Here is a 20,724-nt window from a genome sequence, read left to right on the forward strand (position 1 = left end):
GATGCTGGAACTGTTCAGGCGAATGGCGGGCGCGCCCGCCTTCGAGGCCGTTGGGCTGGGCGAGCAGGTCGTCGCGCGCCCGATCGCATCAGGCTGCACGCTGCCGCCCGGCGGCGTCGGCGTGGTGGTGGCGGCGAGCGGCCACACGCGCCGTGTCACTGCGGGCGGGCGCCTGAATCTCGCCGACGGCGAGCGCGCCTGGTGCTTCCATTCCGGCCCCTACGGCTGCGAGCTGCTGCCCTTTGCCGCCGCGCCCGAGATCGGGCTGCGCGTGCACTTCGCCGTCGACAGCATCGATCCGCGCGTGGCCCAGCAGCGCTTCGACCTGTTCCTGGCGAGCGAAGCGGACGGTGAACTGACCCTGCCTGATCTGGCCGCCCGTATTGAGACGGCCCTGCAGCGCGAACTGGCCCAGGGCAACCTGGCGCTGCCGCCCTGCACGACCCTGGACGAGTGGAATGCCTTCCGCGGCGGCTTCAACCAGCTGCTCTACACCCGCTTCGGGGTCACAGTCGACGATTGCGTGCCGGTGGATTTGCGCGGCACGCGCGATTACGCGCAGGCCTTGCTGGCGCGCGCCGTGGCCGATCCCGTGCCTCGGGGGCCTGCGTTCGTCGCGCCTGCAAAGCACGACGTACCCAGCGCCACTGCGGCCGACGACGCGCGCGCGCTGCGCCGCCTCTTCCTCGAACTGCCCTGCATTATGTGCGGCCTGCGCCAGGCGGCGCTGCCGCAGGGGCAGGGCCTGTTCCGCCAGCAGCAGGCCTTGCTGCAGCGCCTGGATCTGGCCTGCCTGGCCGCTGCCACCATGCCGGCGCTCGCGCTGGCGGCGCCGGGCCAGCCCCTCGCGCCTGCGGTGCAGGCGCGCCGCATCGGCTACAGCCTGCGCGCGGCAGGCGCGCTCGACGAAGCCTGGGCCTTGCTGGCGCGCCTGGAGCAGGCGGAGGACGAAGGGCTCGACGGCTTGTTCGACGAAGCCGACCGCATCGTCGCCAATCTCGAACAGGCGCTGGGTCGACGCAAGGCAGTCGATGACGAGGAGGCCGCATGAACGCGCCGCTCATCCGACGGCCGGACACCGTTGCCGTGCGCACCCGCTTGCGCGACGGCATCGCCACCGTCACCGCCACCCGCCGCCCGCGTGACGGCCGCGCCGAGGTCAAGTGCAGCGCGCCCGGCGCGCCGGGCGTGGCCGCGCGCATGGCCCTGGTCGCGCGCCTGGCGCGCCATACCGAAGCGCGCCACGACAGCCGCGACCAGGTCGTGATCAGCATCGACCGCGCGCCCGTCGAGGGCGAGCGCGATTGGGAGCTGGCGGTGGTGCTGGCCGACCGCGCCGTGCGTGGCCTGCTGGTGCTGGACGACAAGGTGATCGCGAACGGCTGGTCGGACGACTGGCAGCGCGGCCGCATCGACGGCCACGAAGCCGCGCACCTGCCGCCGGACGCCCTGGCCGGCGGGCCCGGCTTGTTGCACCATCTTGGTGCATTGAGCGGGCAGCCCGACGCGGCGGCCTCGGTCTCGAGCGCGCGCGCCTGGTTTCCGCTGCACAGCGGCGGCATCCACGATACCCTGAGCTGGGTCGAGGTGGCGGTCTATCCACTGGGCGCGCAGGCCGTGCTCGACGAGGAAGCGATCGCCGCGCCCGGCATCGACGGCGTGCGCCAGCAGTCGCTGCGCCAGGTGCTGCTCGGCGCGCGCCATTTCGACGGCGAGCCGCCGGGGCGCTGGCGCACCACGGTGCGCTTCGGCCACGAGGGCTTGCACGGCAATTCCTACGAGCTGGCGCTGGTGCTGGCCGACCGCCTGGCGCGCGGGCGCGAATTCGTGCCGCGCGGGCGCATCATCGCCAGCGGCGCCTCGTCCGCCTGGCATGCAGGGCAGGTCGACGCGGTCGAGGGCCTGGCGCCCAAGTGCGCGCTGATCGAGCGCGAAGCGCAACCCGGCGACCGCGTGCTGCTGCCGCGCGCCTGGGAGCCGGAGCTGCCCCCTGGCCTGCGCGACGCCTTGACGGCACGCGGCGCCAGCCTGGCCTGCGTCGAGCGGATCGGCATCATTTGAGCTTGGCGCGCCTGATAGAATCAGGTAGCCAAGTGGCGTAGTGTGGATTGTCCTGGAGATGGAGTCGGATCATGGTGCAGATGTTCGGTTTTGGCGGCAGCAAATGCCCGCGTTGCGCACACCGCAATGCCGGCGGCGCCGGTTACTGCGCCGCCTGCGGCATCACGCTGGGCGCGCCGCGCAACGCGCCGGTGCTGGTCGATAACCGCTGGGTCGCCGGCCCCGACGAACTTGCCGTGTTCTTCGGCGTCGAGGCGCTCTCCGGCCTGTTCGTCAAGACCCTGCGCGTGCCGGCGACTGCGCGCGCCTACATCCTGCAGGGGGATGAAGCGACCGAAGTGCCGCAGGGGGAATACGAGATCGAAGGCTTCTTCTCGCGCCTGAACCACCTGCTGCGCGACGGCCACGCCGAGATCCTGATCACCCGTACGGGTGCGCTGCCGGTCGAATTCGATTTCGACGACCTCGCCAGCAGCGAGCACCTGGTGATGGGCGCGCGCTTCACGGTGAGTATCCGTATCGAGAACGTGCCGGCTTTTGCGCGCCATTTCATGACTATGCCGGGCACGGTGACGGTCACGCAACTGCGCGAACTGCTGCAGCCGGCCGTGCGCCAGCTGGCCGCCGAATTCGTCGGCAGCCGTTCGCTGCGCGAGATGGCGGGGCAGCGCGAACTGCGCACCGAATTCGACGCGCGCCTGCAGGGCGCGCTGCGCCTGCTGCTGGCCGACTACGGCCTGGGCGTGGTGCAAGTCGACACCCTGGCCCTGCGCCACGACAAGTTCGACGCCAACCGCGCCCGCATCGGCACGCTGTGGCTGGCCGCCGACGCGCGCCGGGTGCAGATGACGCATGCGCGCCAGCTGGAAGAACTCTACGACGAGCACGAATGGCAGCGCATCGCGCGCGAGGAAGAGGCCGCGCGCCGGCGCCTGCGCCGCCTGGAGCTGGAGCAGAACGAAACGCTGCAGCGCGCCGAACTGTCGCTGGTGAACGGCGAGCGTGCGCAGGCCGTGCGCGCCCGCGAGATCGAACTGTATGCGCGCGTGTCGGAGTCGCGCAGCCGGCGCGAGGCGATCGAACGCGGCGCCGGCGAGATCCTGGCCGAGCTCGAGCACGAGCTGGCGCAAAAGCGCGGCCAGCGCGCCGGTGAACAGGCAGAGTGGGCGCACCTGCAGGCCCTGGCCGCGATCCGCATGCGCGCCGCGCTCGAAGTGGCCCGGCAGGACGCCCAGCAGACGCACACGTTGGCGCGCCAGCGCTTCGCCCAGCAGCTCCTGACCCAGCAGATCCGCAACAAGGTCGAGCAGGCGAAGGAGATCGAGGACGCCTCGCGCCAGCGCGCGCAACTTGCCCGCCTGCGCGCCGCCGAAGACGCCGCGGCCCGCCGTGCGCTTGAACTCGACGAGGAAGAACACCAGGCCCAGTTCGCCCTGGTGGTGCTGGCCAATGCCGCGCGCCGCCGCGCCCAGGAGCGCGAGGAGGAATGGCGCGAGCAGCAGGGCCAGGCGCGCGCGCGCCAGGAAGCGCTCGGCGCCGAACTCGACGCCGAAGGCGTGGGGCAGCAGCTCGCCGAACTGCGCCGCCAGGGCGCGCGCCAGGAATCGATCGACCAGCACGAGAAGCTGCTGCGCACGATCGAGGCCGAGCACCGCCAGGCCCGCGCTGCCAAGGAGGTCGCGCTGCTGGCCGAGGAGCGGCGCCACCAGCAGCGCCGCGCCGAGCAGGAGGCGAACTGGCAGCAGGAACTGCGCCGCCTCGGCGCCGAGCGCGCCGAACGCGCCGCCCAGCTCCACCACGCACTGGAACTGGCGCGCCTGGAGATCGCGCGCGCCGAAGCGCTGGACTCACTGGACGACAGCACCAAGCTGGCCGTAGCCGGCGCGCCGAACGCGGCGATCCTCGCGGACTACCTGAAAACCCGGGTGCATGCGGGCATGGACGCCGGCCAGCTGACGGCGCTGGCGAGCGTGGTCGCCGCCGGCGGCGCGATGAGCGCCATGGACGCCGCGCGCCTGGCCCAGGAAACCCTGGAGCGCGAGCGCGTCCGGCGCGAACTCGAAGTCGACAAGGATCGGCGCCACCAGCTCGACTTGCTGACCCTGCAGAACGAGGTCAACAAGGCGGCCCTCGGCGCGCAGGCGCAGGTGGCCGGCACGGTCGGCGCGGCGCTGACCACGGCGGGCGCGCAGCGCGCCTGCGTGCATGGCCACCCGGTGCGCGCGGACGATCGCTTCTGCGGCGCCTGCGGCGCGCCGCTCGCCTGACATACTCACCTGAAGCACGCACCTGAAACACGCATGATGCAAACCGCCATCGACAAGATCCGCGAACTGCGCGCCCTGCACGAGGACGGGCTGCTGAGCCGCCAGGAATTCGACCTGCGCAAGAACGCGATCCTCGACGCCGCCCATGCGCCGCCTGCACCGGCCGCGGCCTCGGCGGCGCGCGGCACCGAGCTTGGGCTGATGGCCGGACAACTGGTCGGCCCGGCGAACCGCCGCTACCGGCTGGAACGCCTGATCGCGCTGGGCGGCATGGGCCAGGTCTGGCAGGCCACCGACCTCGCGACGCACGCGGAGCTGGGCCACAGCGCCCAGGTGGCGCTGAAGATCCTCTCGCCTGAACTGACCGAAAGCGCCGGCCACGCCAAACTGCTGGTGCAGGAAGCCACGCGCGCGCGGCGCCTGGCGCACGAACACATCGTGCGCGTCTACGACTGGGCCCAGGATCCGGCCACGTCCAGCTATTTCGTGATCATGGAATGCCTGGAGGGCGACGACCTCGAACGCCTAATGGCGCGCGAAGGCGCGCTGCCGCTGGCGCGTGCAATCGACCTGCTGCGTCCCGTCGCCGCGGCGCTCGACTATGCCTGGGAGCGCCACCGGCTGGTACACCGCGACATCAAGCCGGCGAATGTCTTCGTCACCGCGCGCGGCGAGGTGAAATTGCTCGACTTCGGCATCGCGGCGCGCGCGCGCGCGGGCGGGCGCATGGCGCTCGACGCACCGGCGCTATCCGGCACCCCTGGCTACCGCGCGCCGGAAGCGGGCACGCCGGACAGCATGCCGTCGCGCGCGCTCGACGTTTACGCGGTGGCCGTGATGGTGCACCAGATGGTGGCCGCGCTGGACGCGCCGGCAGCTCCAGAAGCAGTGCGGCCGCCGGGGCTGGAGGACGCGCAGTGGGAGGCCCTGCGCAGCGGCTTCGCCGCCGATCCGGCGGTGCGGCCACGGAGCGTGTCGGAACTGCTCGATCGCTTGGAAGCGCCCGCAAGCGCGCCGGCCGAAGCGCCGCAGGCCGAGCCGCTCGAAGTGGCGCTTGAGCCGGCGGCCGCGCCCGCGCCCGAACCCGCGCCCGAACCCGCGCGCGCGCCCGAGCGTGCGTCCGCAGCCGCGCCCGAACCCGTTCCCGATCCCGCCGAGCAGCAGGCGGCACAGCAGGCCGCCACCGCCCTGGAGCGCGCCCGCGCGGCTGCCGCCCAGGCCGCGCGCCAGCAATTGCGCGAACAGCAGAAACGCGAACGCGCCGAGGCCGAGGTGGCGCGCCGCGCCCGCCGCGAAGCCCTGCGCGAACAGCTGGCCGCGCGCCGCGACGAGGAGGTGGCCAAGGCGCGCCAGGCCCAGGACGAGATCCAGCGCAAGGCGCTGCAAGCCAAGGCGGCCGCCGCCTACCTGGCCGAGCAGGAGCGCGCCCGCACCCAGCCCGCGCCTGCCGCGCCGCAAGCCGCAGCGGCAGCGGCGCCCGCCGTGCCGCCCGCCGTGCCGCCCACCCTGCTGCGCGACCGCTTCCTCGCGGGCGAAGGCGAGGGCCCGGAACTGGTCGCGCTGCGCGCCGGCCGCTTCCAGATGGGCTCCCCGGAACACGAGCGCAAGATCGCGATGGCCTGCGGCGCGCAGAAGAACTGGCTGGCGCGCGAAACGCCCCAGCACTGGGTCGGCATCGAACGGCCCTTCGCCATCGGCCGCTATCCGGTGACGGTCGGGCAGTGGCGCGCCTTTGCCGAGGCCAGCGGCTGGCAGCCGGGCGGCGAGGTCAACTGGGCGGCGCCCGGCTTCCCCCAGACCGACCTGCATCCGGTGGTCGGGGTCTCCTGGCACGACGCGCAGGCCTACCTGGCCTGGCTGGGCGAACGCACCGGCCAGCGCTATCGCCTGCCGAGCGAAGCCGAGTGGGAATACGCCTGCCGCGCCGGCACCCATACCGCCTTCAGCTTCGGCGACGCGATCGACACCACGCGCGCCAACTACGACGGCAACTTCACCTGGAACGGCGGCCCGCGCGGCGAGTACCGGCGCGGCACCACCCCGGTCGACGCCTTCGCGCCGAACCCCTGGGGCCTGCACGACATGCACGGCAATGTCTGGGAATGGGTGCAGGACGTGATGCACGACAGCTACCAGGGCGCGCCGGTCGACGGCAGCGCCTGGGAGAGCGGCGGCGAACGCGCGCGCCGCATCCTGCGCGGCGGCTCCTGGCTGTACAACCCGCGCTACCTGCGCTCGGCGCTGCGCAACGGTTTCTCGGCGGTGATGTCGAACGATATCGTGGGTTTCCGTGTCGTGCGCGAACTGCCGGACGGGTTCCCCGAGCCTGATCTTTCCTGAGGTCGATTTCTACGAGGTAGCGTGTGGAAAGCGGCAGGCATCCGGCGTAGGCTGGATGCGGTCAATTCCATCATCGCCCACAGGAGGGCGTGCCATGAAGATTCCTGAAGACCTGCGCATCCCGGCCATCGTGTTCGCGCTGCAGGCGGCGCTGCTGGCCGGCTGCGGATTGATCTTCCTCGTGCTGATGCCGATGGGGCATTGAACCCCTAGGCGCCGGCGCGGCGGTCGCCGACGGCGCGTTCCTGCGGGAGGGGAATGCGCGTGGACGGCCCGTTCCGGTGTTCCGGATACGGCCGGGCGGCAAAGCGCGCCCCGTCGGGCCAGGCGCTCAGCCCCGCCATTCCCATGGCCGGCGTCAAGGCGGTTTCCGCGCCGCTGAGCGGATCGAGATGCCAGAAGCCGCCGTCGCGGTGGAACAGCAGGGGCAGGCCGAGCGCTGCCAGGCGCGGTGCCGCAGCCAGACCGCGCTCGGGCTCCATCACATAAAAGGCTTCGTGCTCCCGGCCGGCATCGAGCCGGTGCAGCAGGATCCCGTTCGGCAGCAGCGCCGTCACTTCCAGCACGGCCACGCCCGGAATGCTAGCCGTCAGTTCGATACGCATGCCGGGGCGCAGGGCCACCGGCGCATGCTTGCCCGGCCAGACCCCATCGACCAGCAGGCCGTAGCGCGACACGTCCTCGATCTCGAAGCCGTCGCGCCCGCGCCGGATCAGGGCGTGGCGGCCCGAGATACGCCGGGTCAGCCCGTCGGCCACGGGGCCGGCCTCGCCATGGTGCAGCAGGCGGATGTCGGCGTCGATGGCGCCCGGCTCGCCGCGTCCGAGCACGCATTCGTCGAGTGCGAACAGGCGCAGGTGGCGCGGCCGGCGCGTTCCGTCGGTGGCGCCGGACACCAGGCAGGCCGTGCTCGCCGGGCAGGGGTGATCCGCCGCCTGGGCCGGCACATCGATCTCGAGCAGGTCTTCGTCCCAGGCGATGCTGGAAAAGCCGAGGTCGATCTTGCCGTGCCCGGCATCCAGGTCGAGGTGGGCAATGCCGGCATTGGTTGCGCTGACGTCGATGTCGACCCGGCCGCCGCCGGTGCGCGCGCCGACGCGCGCGATCGAGGCGTCTTCGGCATGCACGCGCACGTTCTTGTGGGTGGCGAGGAAGGTCTGGTGAACTTCGTGCAGGCTGGCGTCGGCGCGCGGCGCCAGGATCAGGAGGGTGGCGATCCAGGTTCGGGCTGCGGAGCCGGCACGGCTGTGCAGCTCGATCTCGATGCGGTACTGGCCGTGTTCCAGGCCGCGCGAGGAAAACTCGAGGAAGACCGGCAGCCATTCGCCGCGCACGGTGCGCTGGAAGCTGTGGCGCTCGCCGTTTTCCAGTTGCAGGCGCGAGCTGGCCAGCAGGGTCGCCTGCGCGGCGGCGTCGAATGGCATGCCGCGCAGGTCGAGCTTCAGTACCTGGCGCCCGCCGGCCGCGCGCGGATCGAAGCCGCTGACATGCAGGTGCGGACGCGCGGCGTTGGGCGCTGGAATCGGGCGAATCCCGTCCTCGGCGGGCGGACTCGCCACTTCCGGCAAAGCGGGTTCGGGCGCCATGGACGGCTGGACGTGGCCGTGCGCGCAGGCGCTCTCGCCGGGCATCACCCAGACGGTGCAATGCGGATGATCGGGGTGGCTGCAACGGTTCATGGAATGGGCCTCGGAGACCGGGGAAGCTTACGCGCATTCGCCCAGCGGTGGCGCGCGGCAGGGGTTGGTTGTGTTGACTTACCGCATTATTTCCTATTGTAAAGCAACAGCCGGATCGACAGCCGAAGTTCAGGCGCTTTGCGGCAGTGCCGTCTCGTCGCGCCCACCCGACTGCGGGCGCAGGCGCAGCACGATGGCGCTCAGATTGTCCGGCTGCAGGCCGACCGGGGGCCGCGCCTCCATCTCGGCGAACAGGGCGTCCAGGCTAGCGCGTGCGTCGCCGCCCGCGAACAGGCGCGGCCAGCGGGCGACGAATTCGGCCGGGTCGCTGCACGACCAGAAGCCGTCGGTGGCCAGGAGGTAGGTGGCATCGAAGCGCAGCGACAGCGCGCGGCGGTCGGGCAGGGCGCCCAGCCAGGGCGGCAGCGTGGTCGCATCGAGCGCGAACAGGCCGTCGTCGAGGCGGGCCGGGTCGCGCAAGGTGTTACCCAGGATGAAGGCCTGGGCGATCTGCGGCGCATGGCTGCCGTGCACGTGGCGCCACCAGGCAGCTTCGTCGATCAGCCCGGCCATGGCCAGCACCGTGGCCGGCACGTGGTCGACGGTGAGGGGGCGCACCGCCTGAGCCGTGATTTCGTACAGGCGCGAGTCGCCCGCATGCCAGAGCAGCGGATTGCCCGACGCAGGAATCTCGAGCATGGTCAGGGTGGTGCCGGGCCGCGGCCCCGCCTCGTGCAGGGCGTCGAAGCGCGCCTGCAGGCGGGCATGGAGTACGTCCAGGTGATGCGACAGGTCGGCGAGATCGGTACAGGCGGGTATGGCCAGCAGGCCGGCGGCCACCAGTTCGGCCGCCTCGCGCCCATGGCCATGGCCGCCCATGCCGTCCATCACGGCCAGGCGCACGTGACCCGGCGGCCAGCCGGCGAGCTGCTTGGACGCAGGCTGGCCGCCGGCCAAGAACGTCGCGGCGCCCGTGCCGTCGACGACCAGCAGGTTATCCTGGTTCTCGGACCGCTGCACGGGGCCGGCGCCGATCCTGCTGTGGGCCGCGATGTCCAGCCGGCCGCCGCCGTTCGCACCTTCAAGCATCTTGTCCTGCGCTCCCCGAATGTCGCCGCCCGGCTGTTCCAGGCGATTAAATCATATGGTAAGTTATGGTTTTGACAAAGCCGCGCACGACATGCTGATTCGTCCCTTCGTCCCCGCCGACCTGCCAGCCTGCGCGGCCCTGCTGCGCGCCAGCGCGCGCGAATTCATCGTCCACGAATCGACCCCCGAAGGCGCCTGCACCTTCCTGCGCGAGAACGACGAGGATGGCATCCGCGGCTACCTCGCGGCCGGCTTCGTCTACCACGTGGCGGAAGCCGAGCAGGATGTCGCCGGTTTCATCGGCGTACGCGACGACGGTCTCGAAAAAAGCCACGTCTTCCACCTCTTCATCGACAAGCGCTGGCACGGCCAGGGCCTGGCGCGGCGCCTGTGGGACACCGCGCGCGCCGCCGCCGTCGAACGCGGCGGCAGCGGCGACTTCACGGTGAACGCCTCGAATTATGCCGTGCCGGTGTACGAGGCCCTGGGCTTCGTGCGCACCGCGCCGACCCAGTGCGTCAAGGGACTGTACTTCAATCCGATGCGCTACACCGCGGCGTAGACCTCTAACGCCGTTCGTCCGCGCGGCGCAGCCACAGGCTGCTCGCCCAGCCTTCGTAGCGTTCGCCGTCCGACTGGTGCACCACCTGCCACCAGTCGCCGTCGCGCCGTCCCGTTACCTGCACCAGCGCGCCGGCCGGCAGCACCAGCACCCGTTTCGCACCGATGCCGTGCTCGGCGCGCAGATTGAGGGCGTCGGCCACGCGGTAGCTGCGGCCGGCATGTGGCAGATCGCGATCCGGCGCGGCCAGGGCAGCGATTGGCGCCGCCGGCGGGGCCAGCCACAGCCAGAGCGCGCCGCCGATCAGGCCCGTGCCCAGCACCAGCACGGCCAGCGCGCGCGCGTTCGGGCGCCGCCACCAGGCGGCCGGCGTGCAGCGCGCGGCCAGCGCCAGGGTCGCCAGCAGGGCCGCGCCGAAGCAGGCCGGCAGGAGCAGGCCGGGCGCCATGGTCAAGCCTCGACGCGCAGCACGTAATGGCCGGCGACGATGTGGTGCCCGAGCGGGACGACATACGGCGCCTCGCCCTCCATCGCTTCGATCGCGGCCACGAAAGCGAACCCTTCGTCCAGGTGATACAGCGCCTGGGTGGCCGACGCGCGCGTGACGCGGTAGCCGTCCGGGCCGGCTTCGAAGCCGAAGGCATTGCGCGACAGCCCGAGGCGGTCGGCACCGCTCGTCGCGCCATCGGCGTTGCGCAGGCAGGCCGCGCCGTCGAGCACGCGCAGGCCGGCCAGCATGGACGCGGCGCGGCCGAACACGTGGCGCGTGCCGCCGATTACCGGCAGGCCTGGCGCCTGGGGCAGGCAGACGATGGCGCTGTAGCGCTCGGCCATCAGCGCCGCCGGCGCCAGCACCCGCACCTCGACGCCGTCGCGCGGCGCGAAGCGGTTCGGCACGGCGATGCGCTGGCGGCCGTCGGCTGTGACGGCAAGGATGCCGTCCTGCGCGTCGAGCGCGAAGCCGAGCAGGCAGTCGGGCGCCGGCGGGCCGACGGCGAGGTCGGGGCCGATGCCGAATTCGAGGGCGGCGGCGCCGGTGTCGCGGTAGCGCGAGAGGCGCGGCAGGGCCAGTGCGGCCAGGCTGACGCGCTGGCGCATCACGGGCGCATAGGTGGCGTCCGGCGCCGCGGCCGCATCGACGGCCGGGCCGGCGCGGTGCAGCACCGGCACGGCGGTCAGCTCGGCGTCGTCGAGGCTGCGGGCGCGTGCTTTCCAAACGGCGGGCGCGCGCGGCGCCGGCGCTGCACTCACGGGCCGCGGCATTGCGGCGGCAGGCGCCCCGCTGGAGACGATCTTCAGGAGCAGGCGCGGCTGCGTGCCGGTCGCATCCACGGCCCGGGCGCGGATCGTGTAGTAGCCGCTGGCGGCATCGAAGGCGCATTCGAAGGCGTCTTTCGGACGCACCTGCACCTCGACCGGCGTGTCCGGGCCGTCGTTGATGAGGAGGATGTTGGCGTCCTGGGCGAAGGGCCAACCCGGCACCGCGTGCGTCGCGCGGGCGGCGTCGACACCGAGCACGGTCAGCCGTCCGTTCGGGTAGATCGGGCAGACCGGCTGCCAGATGGCGCTGTCGCGCGAGACGCTCACCGTGTGCAGCACCTGTTCGTTCGGCGCCGGCAGGTACACGGCGTGGCCGAACTTGACCTCGACCTGGCCCGGCTCGAGCTTCTCGGAGCCGAGCACGTGGTAGCGCACGTCCTCCGCTCCCAGCAGGTCGCCGAAGTCCTTCTGGTGCAGGGCCTGCAGCGACTGCGCCAGGTCGCGCACGCGGGCGCCGCGGGTCAGGTGGCGGTCGTCGTCGACCTCTTCCTGCGGCAGCACCAGGGTCACGTGGGAAAAGCAGCGGGTGGCGGCGCGGCCGCGCTGCTCGCGCGGGGCGCGTTCGAGCAGGTCGCGCAGGTAGGGGCGGCGGTTCAGCAGCGCGAGGCCCGGCGCCTGCCACAGCGCCTCGGCGTTGAAGACATCGCTGACGCGGTTCAGGGTTTCGTGTTGGACGTAGACCGGCATGGTGGATTCTCCTCGGTGATGTGGGCGCCTGCGACGCCAAACGCTAGCAGGGGGAAGATGAAAAACAGCAGGTGCGAGCCGCCGGCGGAGAGAAAACTCATCGGCTGGCCCATGATCGGAAAGAAGGACAAATTGGTGCCCCAGGACAGCAGGAAGTGGCCGAACACGAAGGCCGCGCCGCCGCAGAGCACGAAGGCGTGGAAGCGTCCGCGCCAGGCCGCACGATAGTCGCGCGCGCCGGCGCCGCGCGCCCAGGCCTGCCAGGCGGCGCGCAGCAGCAGGCCCAGGAACAAGGCCTGCAGCGCCCACAGCAGCAGGCCGGCGGCCAGGCCGTGGCGCTGCAGCAGGAAGGAGGGCGCGAAATCGTCCTGCACCGCGGGGATGGCTAGCGCATCGAGCGCGCCGTGGCCGATCGCCGCCAGGCCGAACCAGCCGTCGGCGCCGAACCAGCCGCCGGCGCGGATCGCGTCCGCGCCCAGCAGCAATTGCTGTCCGGTGTGCGGATGGGCTGCCGGGTCGAGCCAGACGCCGAAGCGCTCGCCATAAAAGCCCCATTGTGCAACCTCGCCCGGCGCAGCACCGCGCAGCACGGCCAGGGCCAGGCAGGCTCCGGCGGCCAGCGCCGCCACCAGCAGCGCCGGCCCCGCCTTGCGGGCCGCGCACGACCAGGCCAGCAGCATGGCCGCACCCCACACCAGCACCAGGATCAGCGGAGAATAATCGTCGACCTGCACCAGGGCCACGGCCAGCAGCAGGATGAAGAGCAGGGCGGGCGAGGCCAGCCGCAGCCAGTGCAGCAGGGCGCCGCCGCGGGCCTCGCGCTTGCCCAGACCCAGCGCCAGGCAGTGGGCGGTCAGCACGGTCAGCGCCAGCTTGGCGAATTCCACCGGCTGCAGGTCGAACACGCCGGTCTCGTCGCCCCAGGCGACCTGCAGCAGCAAGGCGGCCAGGGCGGCACCGGCCAGCAGCAGGAGCCCGAACTCGACCTGGGCCTGACGCGGCGCGCGGGCACCCGCGAACAGGGGGGCGAGGCCCAGCAGGCCGAGGCCGGCGGTGGTCGCCGCGGCCGTCTTCTGGAAATGGCGCAGCCAGGCGGTGTCGGGCGCGCCCGTGCCGAGTTCGAGCTGCAGCAGCAGGCCGGCCGCCAGCAGCAGGAGGCCGGCCGCCAGTACGGCGCCGCTGCGCCGCCCGAGCAGCGACAACCACAGCGCGGCCCAAGACAGCAGCAAGGTCGGGCCGACGCCCGGCGCGTCGCCGCTGCGCTGGGCCAGCAGCAGACCCAGGCCTGCCAGGAACAGGACGACGGCGCCGCCCAGGTGCAATGCCGCGCGCGGATCGCGCCGGCAGCGCGTGCGCCTGGCGAGGATGGCCGCCAGCAGGCCCCAGGCGGCGGCGAGCGCCAGCCACCGGCTTGCGGCCGCCGGCCAGCGCCAGGCGTCGCGCTCTTCCCACTGCCAGCGCAGGCCGGCGGGCAGCTCGGCGCGCGGCGCGGGGAAGAGCGCGACCCTGCCGGCCGGCTGCAAGTGCAGGATGTCGCCATCGGTGCGGAGCAGCAGGCGGGTGCGCCCGGCGGTAATTGCGCCGACGCCGGCAAGCGCCTGCTCGGCCAGCGCCAGGTCGCGCGGCGGGCCGCCGTCGACTACCAGCAGCGGCGCGCGTTCCAATCCGCTTGCCGCGCTCAGGGTCGGCACACCGGCTTCGAGCTTGACGCGGGCAGTGCCGGGCGCCGCGCCGGGAATGCCGATTTGCGTGTCGCAGGACAGGTTGCCGCCGAAGCGCAGTGGACGCTCGACGGTCAGCGGGCGCGGCACCCAGCGATTCCACAGGCCGCGCAGGCGCGCCCCAAGCGTCGCGCCAGGGCAGGCGCCGAGCGCGGCGCCGTCGCGCAGCACGTTCGCACCATCGTAGCGCCAGGCGTGGCGGCCATCGTGAAAGGCGACCGCGCCGGTATCCGCGGCATCGATGCGGTAGCGCGCGCCGCCGAGCAGGATCCGCTGGCCGGCGCGCAAGGCGAGCGTGCCGCCCGCCAGGCGTTCGGCGCCGCGCTCGAAGCGCAGGCCTTGCGCGCCGTCGGCGCTCGCGGCGAACCAGGCGCCTGCGGCGTCGCGGCGCAGGCGCAGGTGGTGGCGCGCGGCCTGCGGCGCGGCCAGCTCGGAGCGGCCCAGCACCAGTTCGGCGCCCGGTGCGAGCGCGACTTCGATCGTGCGCGGCAGCCAGGCCGGCGGCGTGCGCAGCAGCGCCAGCGCCTGCAGGGCGCATAGCAACGCCAGCACGGCGGCCGCTGCCAGTTTCCATCCGGCGGCGCGCATCATGCGGCCTCCCGCCAGTCATTCTTCGCGGCCGCGATCAGGCGGCTGATCGCCAGCGCATGCGGCGGGCGGTCTTGCGGACGGCGTGCAAGAAGAGATCGCAGCAGCGCCAGCGCCGCGTGGGCGTCGCCTTCGCCATTGGCGGCGCAGGCCAGGAACCGGGCCGCTTCGTCCTCGGCCAGGATCGGGACGGGGTGCTCCCGCAATTGCGCCGCCCCGGCGCGGCCGTGGGCGCGGAAGGCGTCGCCGCAGGCGCTGCAATAGCGCAGCGTCGCGCCGCCGGTGAGGAGATAGTAGAAGAGGGCGCCCAGCGCAAAATAGTCGGCGCGCGCGTCGGTGACATAGCCGAGCGACGCATCGGGACAGGCCGGAAAGAACTGTTCCGGCGCCTGCCAGCTGGCGGTGCCGGCATACGAATGGGCACGTGCATCCTGCAAGCTGCGGTTGGTGCCGAAGTCGGCCAGCTTCAGGCCGCCGGTGGCGGGGTCGAGCAGCAGGTTGGCCGGCTTCAGGTCGAGATAGCGCCAGCCGTGCTGGTGCACCTTGGCCAGAGCCGCGTTGACCTGGCTGATCCAGGCCAGCGCCTGCGCCAGGCCGACCGGCTTGCCGGCGGCGCGCGCCGCCATGTGCGCGGCCAGGTCGCCGCCCAGCAGTTCCAGCGCCAGCGCCGGCAGGCCTTCGTGCATGCCATGGTCGAGCAGGCGCACGATATGGCGTGCGTCCCAGGGCGCGAGGCCGGCGAGGAAGGCGATTTCGCGCACCGCGCATTCGCTCCAGCGCGCGCGCAGGGACGGCTCGGCGCGTTTCATCTGCGCGCGGTTGACGAGTTTCAGCGCGACCGCGCCGACACCGTCGCGCTCTGCGCGCCAGACCAGGCCATAGCTCGACTGCGCCAGCGGTGCGCACAGCCGGTAATGGCCTGCGCCCAAGGTGACGATCTCGCCGCTTTCCATCCTGCCTCCCCCATCGACGCGGCCGGGATGCCGCTGTGGACGCTTAGCGGAGGGCGATGGAAACGCGGGACGAAAAAAAACCGCGTCCGGAGACGCGGTTTCATGTTGTCGGCTGCGGGGCGGGATCAGCGGCGGTAGCCGTCGCGGTCGCGGTAGCCATCGCGGTAGCCGTCGTGATCGCGGTAGCCGCGGCCATGACCACGGTCATAGCCATGATGGTGGTGGCGGCGGCCACGCTGCTCGACGTAGACGACGGTCGGTTCGCGGTAGTAGCGCGGCTGCTCATAGTAGACCGGGCGTGGCTGGACGTAGACGGGCGCCGGCTGGTAGTAGTTCACCGAGGCGTAGCCGCGGTTGTTGTAGTGGCGGCCGTCGTGCCCGCCGATCGAGTTGCCGACCGCCGCGCCGAGGACGCCGCCGACCAGCGCGCCGCCGCTACCGCCCGCACTGGCGCCGATCGCTGCGCCCAGCACCGCGCCGACCGCCGTATTCGTGCCGCGGTCGCCAGCGAATGCCGAGGGCGAGACGGCGACAGCGGCCAGGATCACCGCACCAAAGCATTTTTTGTTCAACATGGCTTTTCCTTTTTTGCCTCAACGAGGATCGACATGATCGCTGTGACGCCGGGGCATGGAATGAACTATAGACCGGCCCGCCGGCCATCGCACGGGCTAATACAGATTCTTACAACTGAGCCGTCGCCGGTAACATCCCGCACGTCCACGGTTACATCTGACGCTCATCCGGCAGTCAGATCGACGGCCACATTCTTTCGGCGAGCCTTGCAGAAGGCCGTGGCCGCCCCATCTGGGTTCTCCGACGGTTCTCTTTCTCGCATCCATGTCCGCACGCCGCAATTTGCTTGTCGTCCTATTCCTGCTGGTGCTCCTGCACGTGTATATCGGCCTGCGCCTGATGCCGGCCCTCGGCCTGGATCTGGCCGGCGTGCTGGCGGGCGGCGCCTTCCTGCTGCTCTCGACCGCGCTGGTGCCGGTCGGGCTGCTGTCCTCCTCGCTGCGCCGGCGGCGCTGGTCGGAGCGATTGGCCTGGATCGGGCTGCTGGCGATGGGCCTGTTCTCCTCGCTGCTGGTGCTGACTTTCCTGCGCGACCTGGTGCTGCTGCCGGCGGCGCTGCTGGGCTTTGCCAGTGCCGAACTGACGTATTACAGCGCGCTGGCGGTGCCGCTGCTGACGCTGCTTGTGACCTTCGTCGGCTTCGTCAACGCGCGGCGCGTGGCGCGGGTGGTGAAGGTGGACGTGCCGATCGAGGGCTTGCCGCCGGCCTTGCACGGCTATTCGATCGCCCAGATTTCCGATATCCACGTCGGCCCCACCATCAAGCGGCCATACCTGAACGCCATCGTCAACCGGGTCAATGCGCTCGGCGCCGATGCGATCGCGGTCACCGGCGACCTGGTCGACGGCAGCGTGCAGCGCCTGTCCCTGCATACCCAGCCGCTGGCCCGCCTGTCCGCGCCCGACGGCGCCTTCTTTGTGACCGGCAACCACGAATATTATTCGGGCGCCGAGGAATGGATACTCGAACTACGGCGCCTGGGCCTGACGGTGCTGCTGAACCAGCACGTAGTGCGCGAGCGGGGCGGGGCGGCGCTGATGATCGCCGGCGTGGCCGACTATTCGGCCCACCATTTCAATCCGGCCCACCGCAGCGATCCCCAGCTGGCCGCCGCCGGAGCACCGCCCGATGTGGCTGTCAAAATTCTGCTGGCGCACCAGCCGCGCAGCGCCACGGCCGCCGCCGCCGCCGGCTTCGACCTGCAACTGTCGGGCCACACCCATGGCGGCCAGTTCTTCCCATGGAACCTGTTCGTGCCGCTGCAGCAGCCCTTCGTCGCCGGCCTGCACCGGGTGCGCCGGCTGTGGGTGTACACCAGCCGCGGCACGGGGTATTGGGGGCCGCCGAAACGCTTCGGGGCGCCGTCGGAGATCACGCTGGTGCGGCTGGTGGCGGCTTGAACGCGGCCTGAGCCGGATGATTCCGTAAAGACAGCCAAAGCTTGCCAAATACGCTATCGTTGCGATCCTGACCACTCGAAGGATCGAACGCATGAACCGTCTCCGCCATCCCGCCCTCGGCCTCCTCGCCGCAGCCTTGTTCGCCGCCGGCGTGCCCGCCGCGGCCACGGCCGCCAGTCCCGGCAACGATCCGGCCGCGCTGGCGAAGATCCGCGATACCGCGCTCAAGAGCGACTACGCCTGGGAACGCATGGCGGACATGACCGACCTGATCGGCCCACGCCTGTCGGGCTCACCCGGCGCGGCGGCGGCCGTGAACCAGGTGGCCGAGGCCATGCGCAAGCTGGGCGCGAAGGTGACCCTGCAGCCGGTGAAGGTGCCGCATTGGGTGCGCGGGCAGGAAACGGGCGAGCTGGTCGAGTACCGCGGCCGCCCGGCAGGGATCAGCCAGCGCGTGGTGCTGACCGCCCTCGGCGGCTCGGGCGCGACCCCGGCTGCGGGCCTGACGGCGCAGGTGGTGATCGTGTCGAGTTTCGACGAACTGAAGGCGCGTGCGGCCGAGGTGAAGGGCCGCATCGTGCTGTTCGACGTGCCTTTCGACCAGGGCATGGCCGATCGCGGCCTGGCCGGCCAGGCCTATGGCCAGGGGTCGAACTATCGCAGCAACGGCCCGCGCATGGCGGCCGAACTGGGCGCCGCGGCGGCGCTGGTGCGATCCGTCGGCGGCGCGACCTACCGCCTGCCGCATACGGGCAATACCGGTCTGCAGGACGGCGCGCGCATTCCCGCCGCGGCCGTGACAAGCGAGGATGCGATGCTGATGGGCCGCCTGGCCAAGCGCGGCCCGCTCAGCATGCGCCTGGTGCTGACCCCGCAGATCCTGCCCGACGCCGACAGCTTCAACGTCATCGCCGACCTGCCGGGCACGGACAAGCCGGACGAGATCGTGATCGTCTCGGGCCACCTCGACTCCTGGGATCTGGCCACCGGCGCCCACGACGACGCTTCGGGCGTGGCCAGTGCGATGGCCGTGTTCGACACCCTGAAAAAGCTCGACTACCGCCCGCGCCGCACGATCCGCATGATCGCATGGATGAACGAGGAGAACGGCACCCGCGGTGCGCGCACCTATCTCGAGGCGAACACGGCCAACGCCGCCAGCCACATCGGCGCCATCGAAAGCGACAACGGGGCAGGGCGTCCGTTCGGCCTGCGCGCGAGCGTGCCGGCAAACGCGAGCCGCCTGTTCGCCCCACTGCAAGCCGCCCTGCAGCCGATCGGCGCCGGCGTTTTCCAGCGCCAGGACGCGCTCTCGACCGGCGACCTGTCCGGCCTCGAACGTGCGGGCGTCCCGAGCTTCGCGCCCCTGCTCGACACCTCGAGCTATTTCGACTACCACCACACGGCAGCCGATACGCTCGACAAGGTCGACCCCGAGAACCTGCGCCGCCATGTGGCGCTGATGTCGGCGACGGCCTGGTTCCTGGCCAATGTCGAGGAGCCGATCGGACGCGCGGTAGTGCCTGCCCGTTAAGACAATACGTAACCCGCAGGAAGTCCGCAGGGCGAGAGCACGAAAGCCCTAGGAAACGCGCGGCACGTCCGCACCAAGCTCGGCGCCGGGAATACAGGCCTGCGCCTCACGCAGCTGGCGCGATCGGCCTCCTGCAAGCGGCCAAGGTGGGTTCCTGGACGAAATCCAGCGCACGGCGCGTGCGGACGGCCTTGCCTCTCGCAAGAGGCAGGCCGGCCGGCGGCGCCCGACCTCAGTCGATTGGCACGCGCCTGACGGCCCGCGCGTGCCCGCGGAAGGGCCGCCCGTACACGGTCTGGATGCCGCTGGCGAAATTCTCGCCCCAGACCAGTTGCGCGCGCGTTTCGTGCGGTTCGGACGACCAGTACCACTCGCGTTCGAACTGCTCGCGCAGGTTGGCGAACAGGAGCGACAGTTCGCGTCGGTTCGGCAACTCGCCGCCCTGCGAACCTGCCCATTCAAGCGCTCCCGGCCAGCCGACATCGGCCGCATCGCCCGGCAGCAGGATCAGGTGGTGGTCGGGATCGCCTCCCTTGCCAAGGATGATGCCGGCGTAGTGTTCGCCTTCCTTCAGCGTTTCTCGTAGTTGCATATAGATGCCCATCGGTGTCCTCGCGCGTCGGTATCTGGTGATAACGATATGACCGGCATCTCTTCGCTTTAGTTGCCGCGTCAAGCACGACATGGATCATGGTTCTGCTCGATTTCGTGCGAATCCGTGAATTTATTCGTTTGATACTCCAAGAAAATTTATTGAGGAAAACGTTGAACTTAGGAAGTTTCCTGCCCTCAAAGGTTACGTATTCACTTTTTACGCTAGGAAATTTCCTCATGAAGAAGCAAGCCAACGCAGTCATCCGCAACACCGCCGTTCTCCTCATCGCCACCATTGCCGCCGCCGGCGCCCAGGCACAAACCTCGACCACCCTGAGCGGCTACGACAGCCTCAGCGCCACCCCAGGCACCCAGAGCAGCGCCACCCTGCCAGCAACCACCTACAACTATTACGTGTCGCCGACTGGCTCAGACACGGCTGCCGGCACCAAGGCCGCACCATTCAAGACCCTGGCGCGTGCCGCCAAGGCCGCTATCAAGCCGAGCACGACGGTCTTTGTCGCACCGGGCTATGCCGGCGGCTTCAAGACCACCGGTAACGGTACCGCCTCGGGCCGCATCTACTGGGTCTCGACCACGAAGTGGGGCGCCAAGATCGTGCCGCCAGCCAGCTCGGTCAACAAGACCGCCTGGGATAACCGCGGCCATTACGTCAGCATCATCGGCTTCGAAGTCGACGGTTCGAAGATCCAGAGCGGCACCAAGTGGACGCTGGGCATCTACACGGGCGGTTCGTACAACGTCATCGAGGGCAACCACGTTCACCACACCGCGACCACCATCCCATGCAACAGCGCGGGCGGTTCAGCGATCGGCGTCGACAGCTACTACAAGGGCGTGATGGGCGACGTCATCGGTAACGTCGTGCACGATATTGGCCCGGCCGGCTGCACCTACGTCCAGGGCATTTATCACAGCACTTCGGGCTCGATCAAAAACAACGTCGTGTATCGCGTCGGTTCGGCCGCGATCCACCTCTGGCACGATGCGACCAACCTGAAGATCACCAACAACACGGTGAGCTCGTCGGTCTTCGGCATTATCGTCGGCGGCGGTGACTATTACTTCACCTCGGCCGGCGCCAACAACGTTCATGTTCACAACAACATCGTGTACGACAACAAGTACGGCATCTCGGAGCAGGGCAAGACCGGCACCGGCAACACGTACAAGAACAACCTTGTCTACAAAAACACGACCTACAACTGGCAGCTGCGCAACGGCCTGACCCATACCAGCACGCTCACCACCGAGCCGCTGCTGGCCGGCTACTCGCGCACCGCCGCGATGCCGAACTTCAAGCCATCGACCAGCTCGCCGGTCATCGGCCG

Annotated in this window: 16 protein-coding genes; 8 read left to right on the forward strand and 8 right to left on the reverse strand. The window is 70.9% G+C overall.

What is annotated here, in order from left to right; all coding sequences use genetic code 11:
- The first annotated feature begins 1 nt into the window (after position 1).
- The 4 genes from ASF77_RS14030 to ASF77_RS14045 all read left to right on the forward strand — a co-directional run bounded on the left by ASF77_RS14030 (position 2) and on the right by ASF77_RS14045 (position 6,668).
- Positions 2–1,051: a hypothetical protein gene (locus tag ASF77_RS14030; protein WP_056340276.1), complete on the forward strand. Its 1,050-nt coding sequence runs from the start codon at positions 2–4 to the stop codon at positions 1,049–1,051.
- Positions 1,048–2,061, forward strand: a complete 1,014-nt coding sequence (locus tag ASF77_RS14035; protein ID WP_056340279.1) for a hypothetical protein — start codon at positions 1,048–1,050, stop codon at positions 2,059–2,061. Before ASF77_RS14030 ends, ASF77_RS14035 begins: the two co-directional genes overlap by 4 nt.
- A 71-nt stretch (positions 2,062–2,132) precedes the next feature.
- Complete coding sequence (locus tag ASF77_RS14040) at positions 2,133–4,328, forward strand: hypothetical protein (RefSeq protein ID WP_056340282.1); 2,196 nt, start codon at positions 2,133–2,135, stop codon at positions 4,326–4,328.
- A 33-nt stretch (positions 4,329–4,361) separates the two neighbouring features.
- Positions 4,362–6,668 (forward strand): bifunctional serine/threonine-protein kinase/formylglycine-generating enzyme family protein, encoded by a 2,307-nt coding sequence (locus tag ASF77_RS14045; protein WP_307181140.1) that lies wholly within the window; start codon positions 4,362–4,364, stop codon positions 6,666–6,668.
- A 209-nt stretch (positions 6,669–6,877) separates the two neighbouring features.
- Here ASF77_RS14045 and ASF77_RS14050 read toward each other — a convergent pair whose 3' ends face one another.
- Both ASF77_RS14050 and ASF77_RS14055 read right to left on the reverse strand, forming a co-directional pair.
- Entirely contained in the window at positions 6,878–8,347 is a 1,470-nt protein-coding gene (locus ASF77_RS14050) for an FHA domain-containing protein (protein WP_082493769.1), read from the reverse strand.
- Positions 8,348–8,476: 129 nt separating this feature from the next.
- On the reverse strand, positions 8,477–9,436 hold the full coding sequence (locus tag ASF77_RS14055; protein ID WP_056340288.1) for a PP2C family serine/threonine-protein phosphatase: 960 nt from the start codon (positions 9,434–9,436) through the stop codon (positions 8,477–8,479).
- Positions 9,437–9,527: 91 nt separating this feature from the next.
- On the opposite strand from ASF77_RS14055, the gene ASF77_RS14060 reads away from it, so the two are divergent.
- Positions 9,528–9,998, forward strand: a complete 471-nt coding sequence (locus ASF77_RS14060) for a GNAT family N-acetyltransferase (protein ID WP_056340500.1) — start codon at positions 9,528–9,530, stop codon at positions 9,996–9,998.
- Between the two features lie 4 nt (positions 9,999–10,002).
- On the opposite strand, the gene ASF77_RS14065 is transcribed toward ASF77_RS14060, so the two are convergent.
- From ASF77_RS14065 to ASF77_RS14085, 5 genes are all read right to left on the reverse strand, one after another.
- Positions 10,003–10,446, reverse strand: coding sequence for an SH3 domain-containing protein (locus tag ASF77_RS14065; protein WP_056340291.1), 444 nt, complete (start codon positions 10,444–10,446; stop codon positions 10,003–10,005).
- A 2-nt stretch (positions 10,447–10,448) separates the two neighbouring features.
- Positions 10,449–12,005 carry a hypothetical protein gene (locus ASF77_RS14070; RefSeq protein WP_056340294.1) on the reverse strand — a complete coding sequence of 519 codons (1,557 nt, stop codon included), beginning with the start codon at positions 12,003–12,005 and terminating at the stop codon, positions 10,449–10,451.
- Positions 11,975–14,317: an FtsW/RodA/SpoVE family cell cycle protein gene (locus ASF77_RS14075; protein WP_056340297.1), complete on the reverse strand. Its 2,343-nt coding sequence runs from the start codon at positions 14,315–14,317 to the stop codon at positions 11,975–11,977. Before ASF77_RS14075 ends, ASF77_RS14070 begins: the two co-directional genes overlap by 31 nt.
- On the reverse strand, positions 14,314–15,267 hold the full coding sequence (locus ASF77_RS14080; RefSeq protein WP_056340300.1) for a protein kinase: 954 nt from the start codon (positions 15,265–15,267) through the stop codon (positions 14,314–14,316). The genes ASF77_RS14075 and ASF77_RS14080 overlap by 4 nt, the downstream gene beginning before the upstream one ends.
- A 125-nt stretch (positions 15,268–15,392) precedes the next feature.
- On the reverse strand, positions 15,393–15,842 hold the full coding sequence (locus tag ASF77_RS14085; RefSeq protein WP_056340303.1) for a PXPV repeat protein: 450 nt from the start codon (positions 15,840–15,842) through the stop codon (positions 15,393–15,395).
- 265 nt (positions 15,843–16,107) lie between these two features.
- Here ASF77_RS14085 and ASF77_RS14090 point away from each other — a divergent pair, with 265 nt between their 5' ends.
- Together ASF77_RS14090 and ASF77_RS14095 are read left to right on the forward strand one after the other, a co-directional pair.
- The gene (locus ASF77_RS14090; protein WP_056340306.1) at positions 16,108–17,244 is read left to right on the forward strand and encodes a metallophosphoesterase; all 1,137 of its coding nucleotides are present in this window, start codon (positions 16,108–16,110) and stop codon (positions 17,242–17,244) included.
- Positions 17,245–17,335: 91 nt separating this feature from the next.
- Complete coding sequence (locus ASF77_RS14095; protein WP_056340309.1) at positions 17,336–18,778, forward strand: M20/M25/M40 family metallo-hydrolase; 1,443 nt, start codon at positions 17,336–17,338, stop codon at positions 18,776–18,778.
- Positions 18,779–19,010: 232 nt separating this feature from the next.
- Here the strand turns inward: ASF77_RS14095 and ASF77_RS14100 are convergent, their stop codons facing one another.
- Entirely contained in the window at positions 19,011–19,370 is a 360-nt protein-coding gene (locus tag ASF77_RS14100) for a DUF1566 domain-containing protein (RefSeq protein WP_229445446.1), read from the reverse strand.
- A 239-nt stretch (positions 19,371–19,609) separates the two neighbouring features.
- On the opposite strand from ASF77_RS14100, the gene ASF77_RS14105 reads away from it, so the two are divergent.
- The coding region (locus ASF77_RS14105; protein WP_056340314.1) for a right-handed parallel beta-helix repeat-containing protein at positions 19,610–20,724 on the forward strand (1,115 nt) is incomplete at its 3' end.

Source organism: Massilia sp. Leaf139 (genome assembly GCF_001424165.1).
GTDB lineage: Bacteria > Pseudomonadota > Gammaproteobacteria > Burkholderiales > Burkholderiaceae_D > Telluria.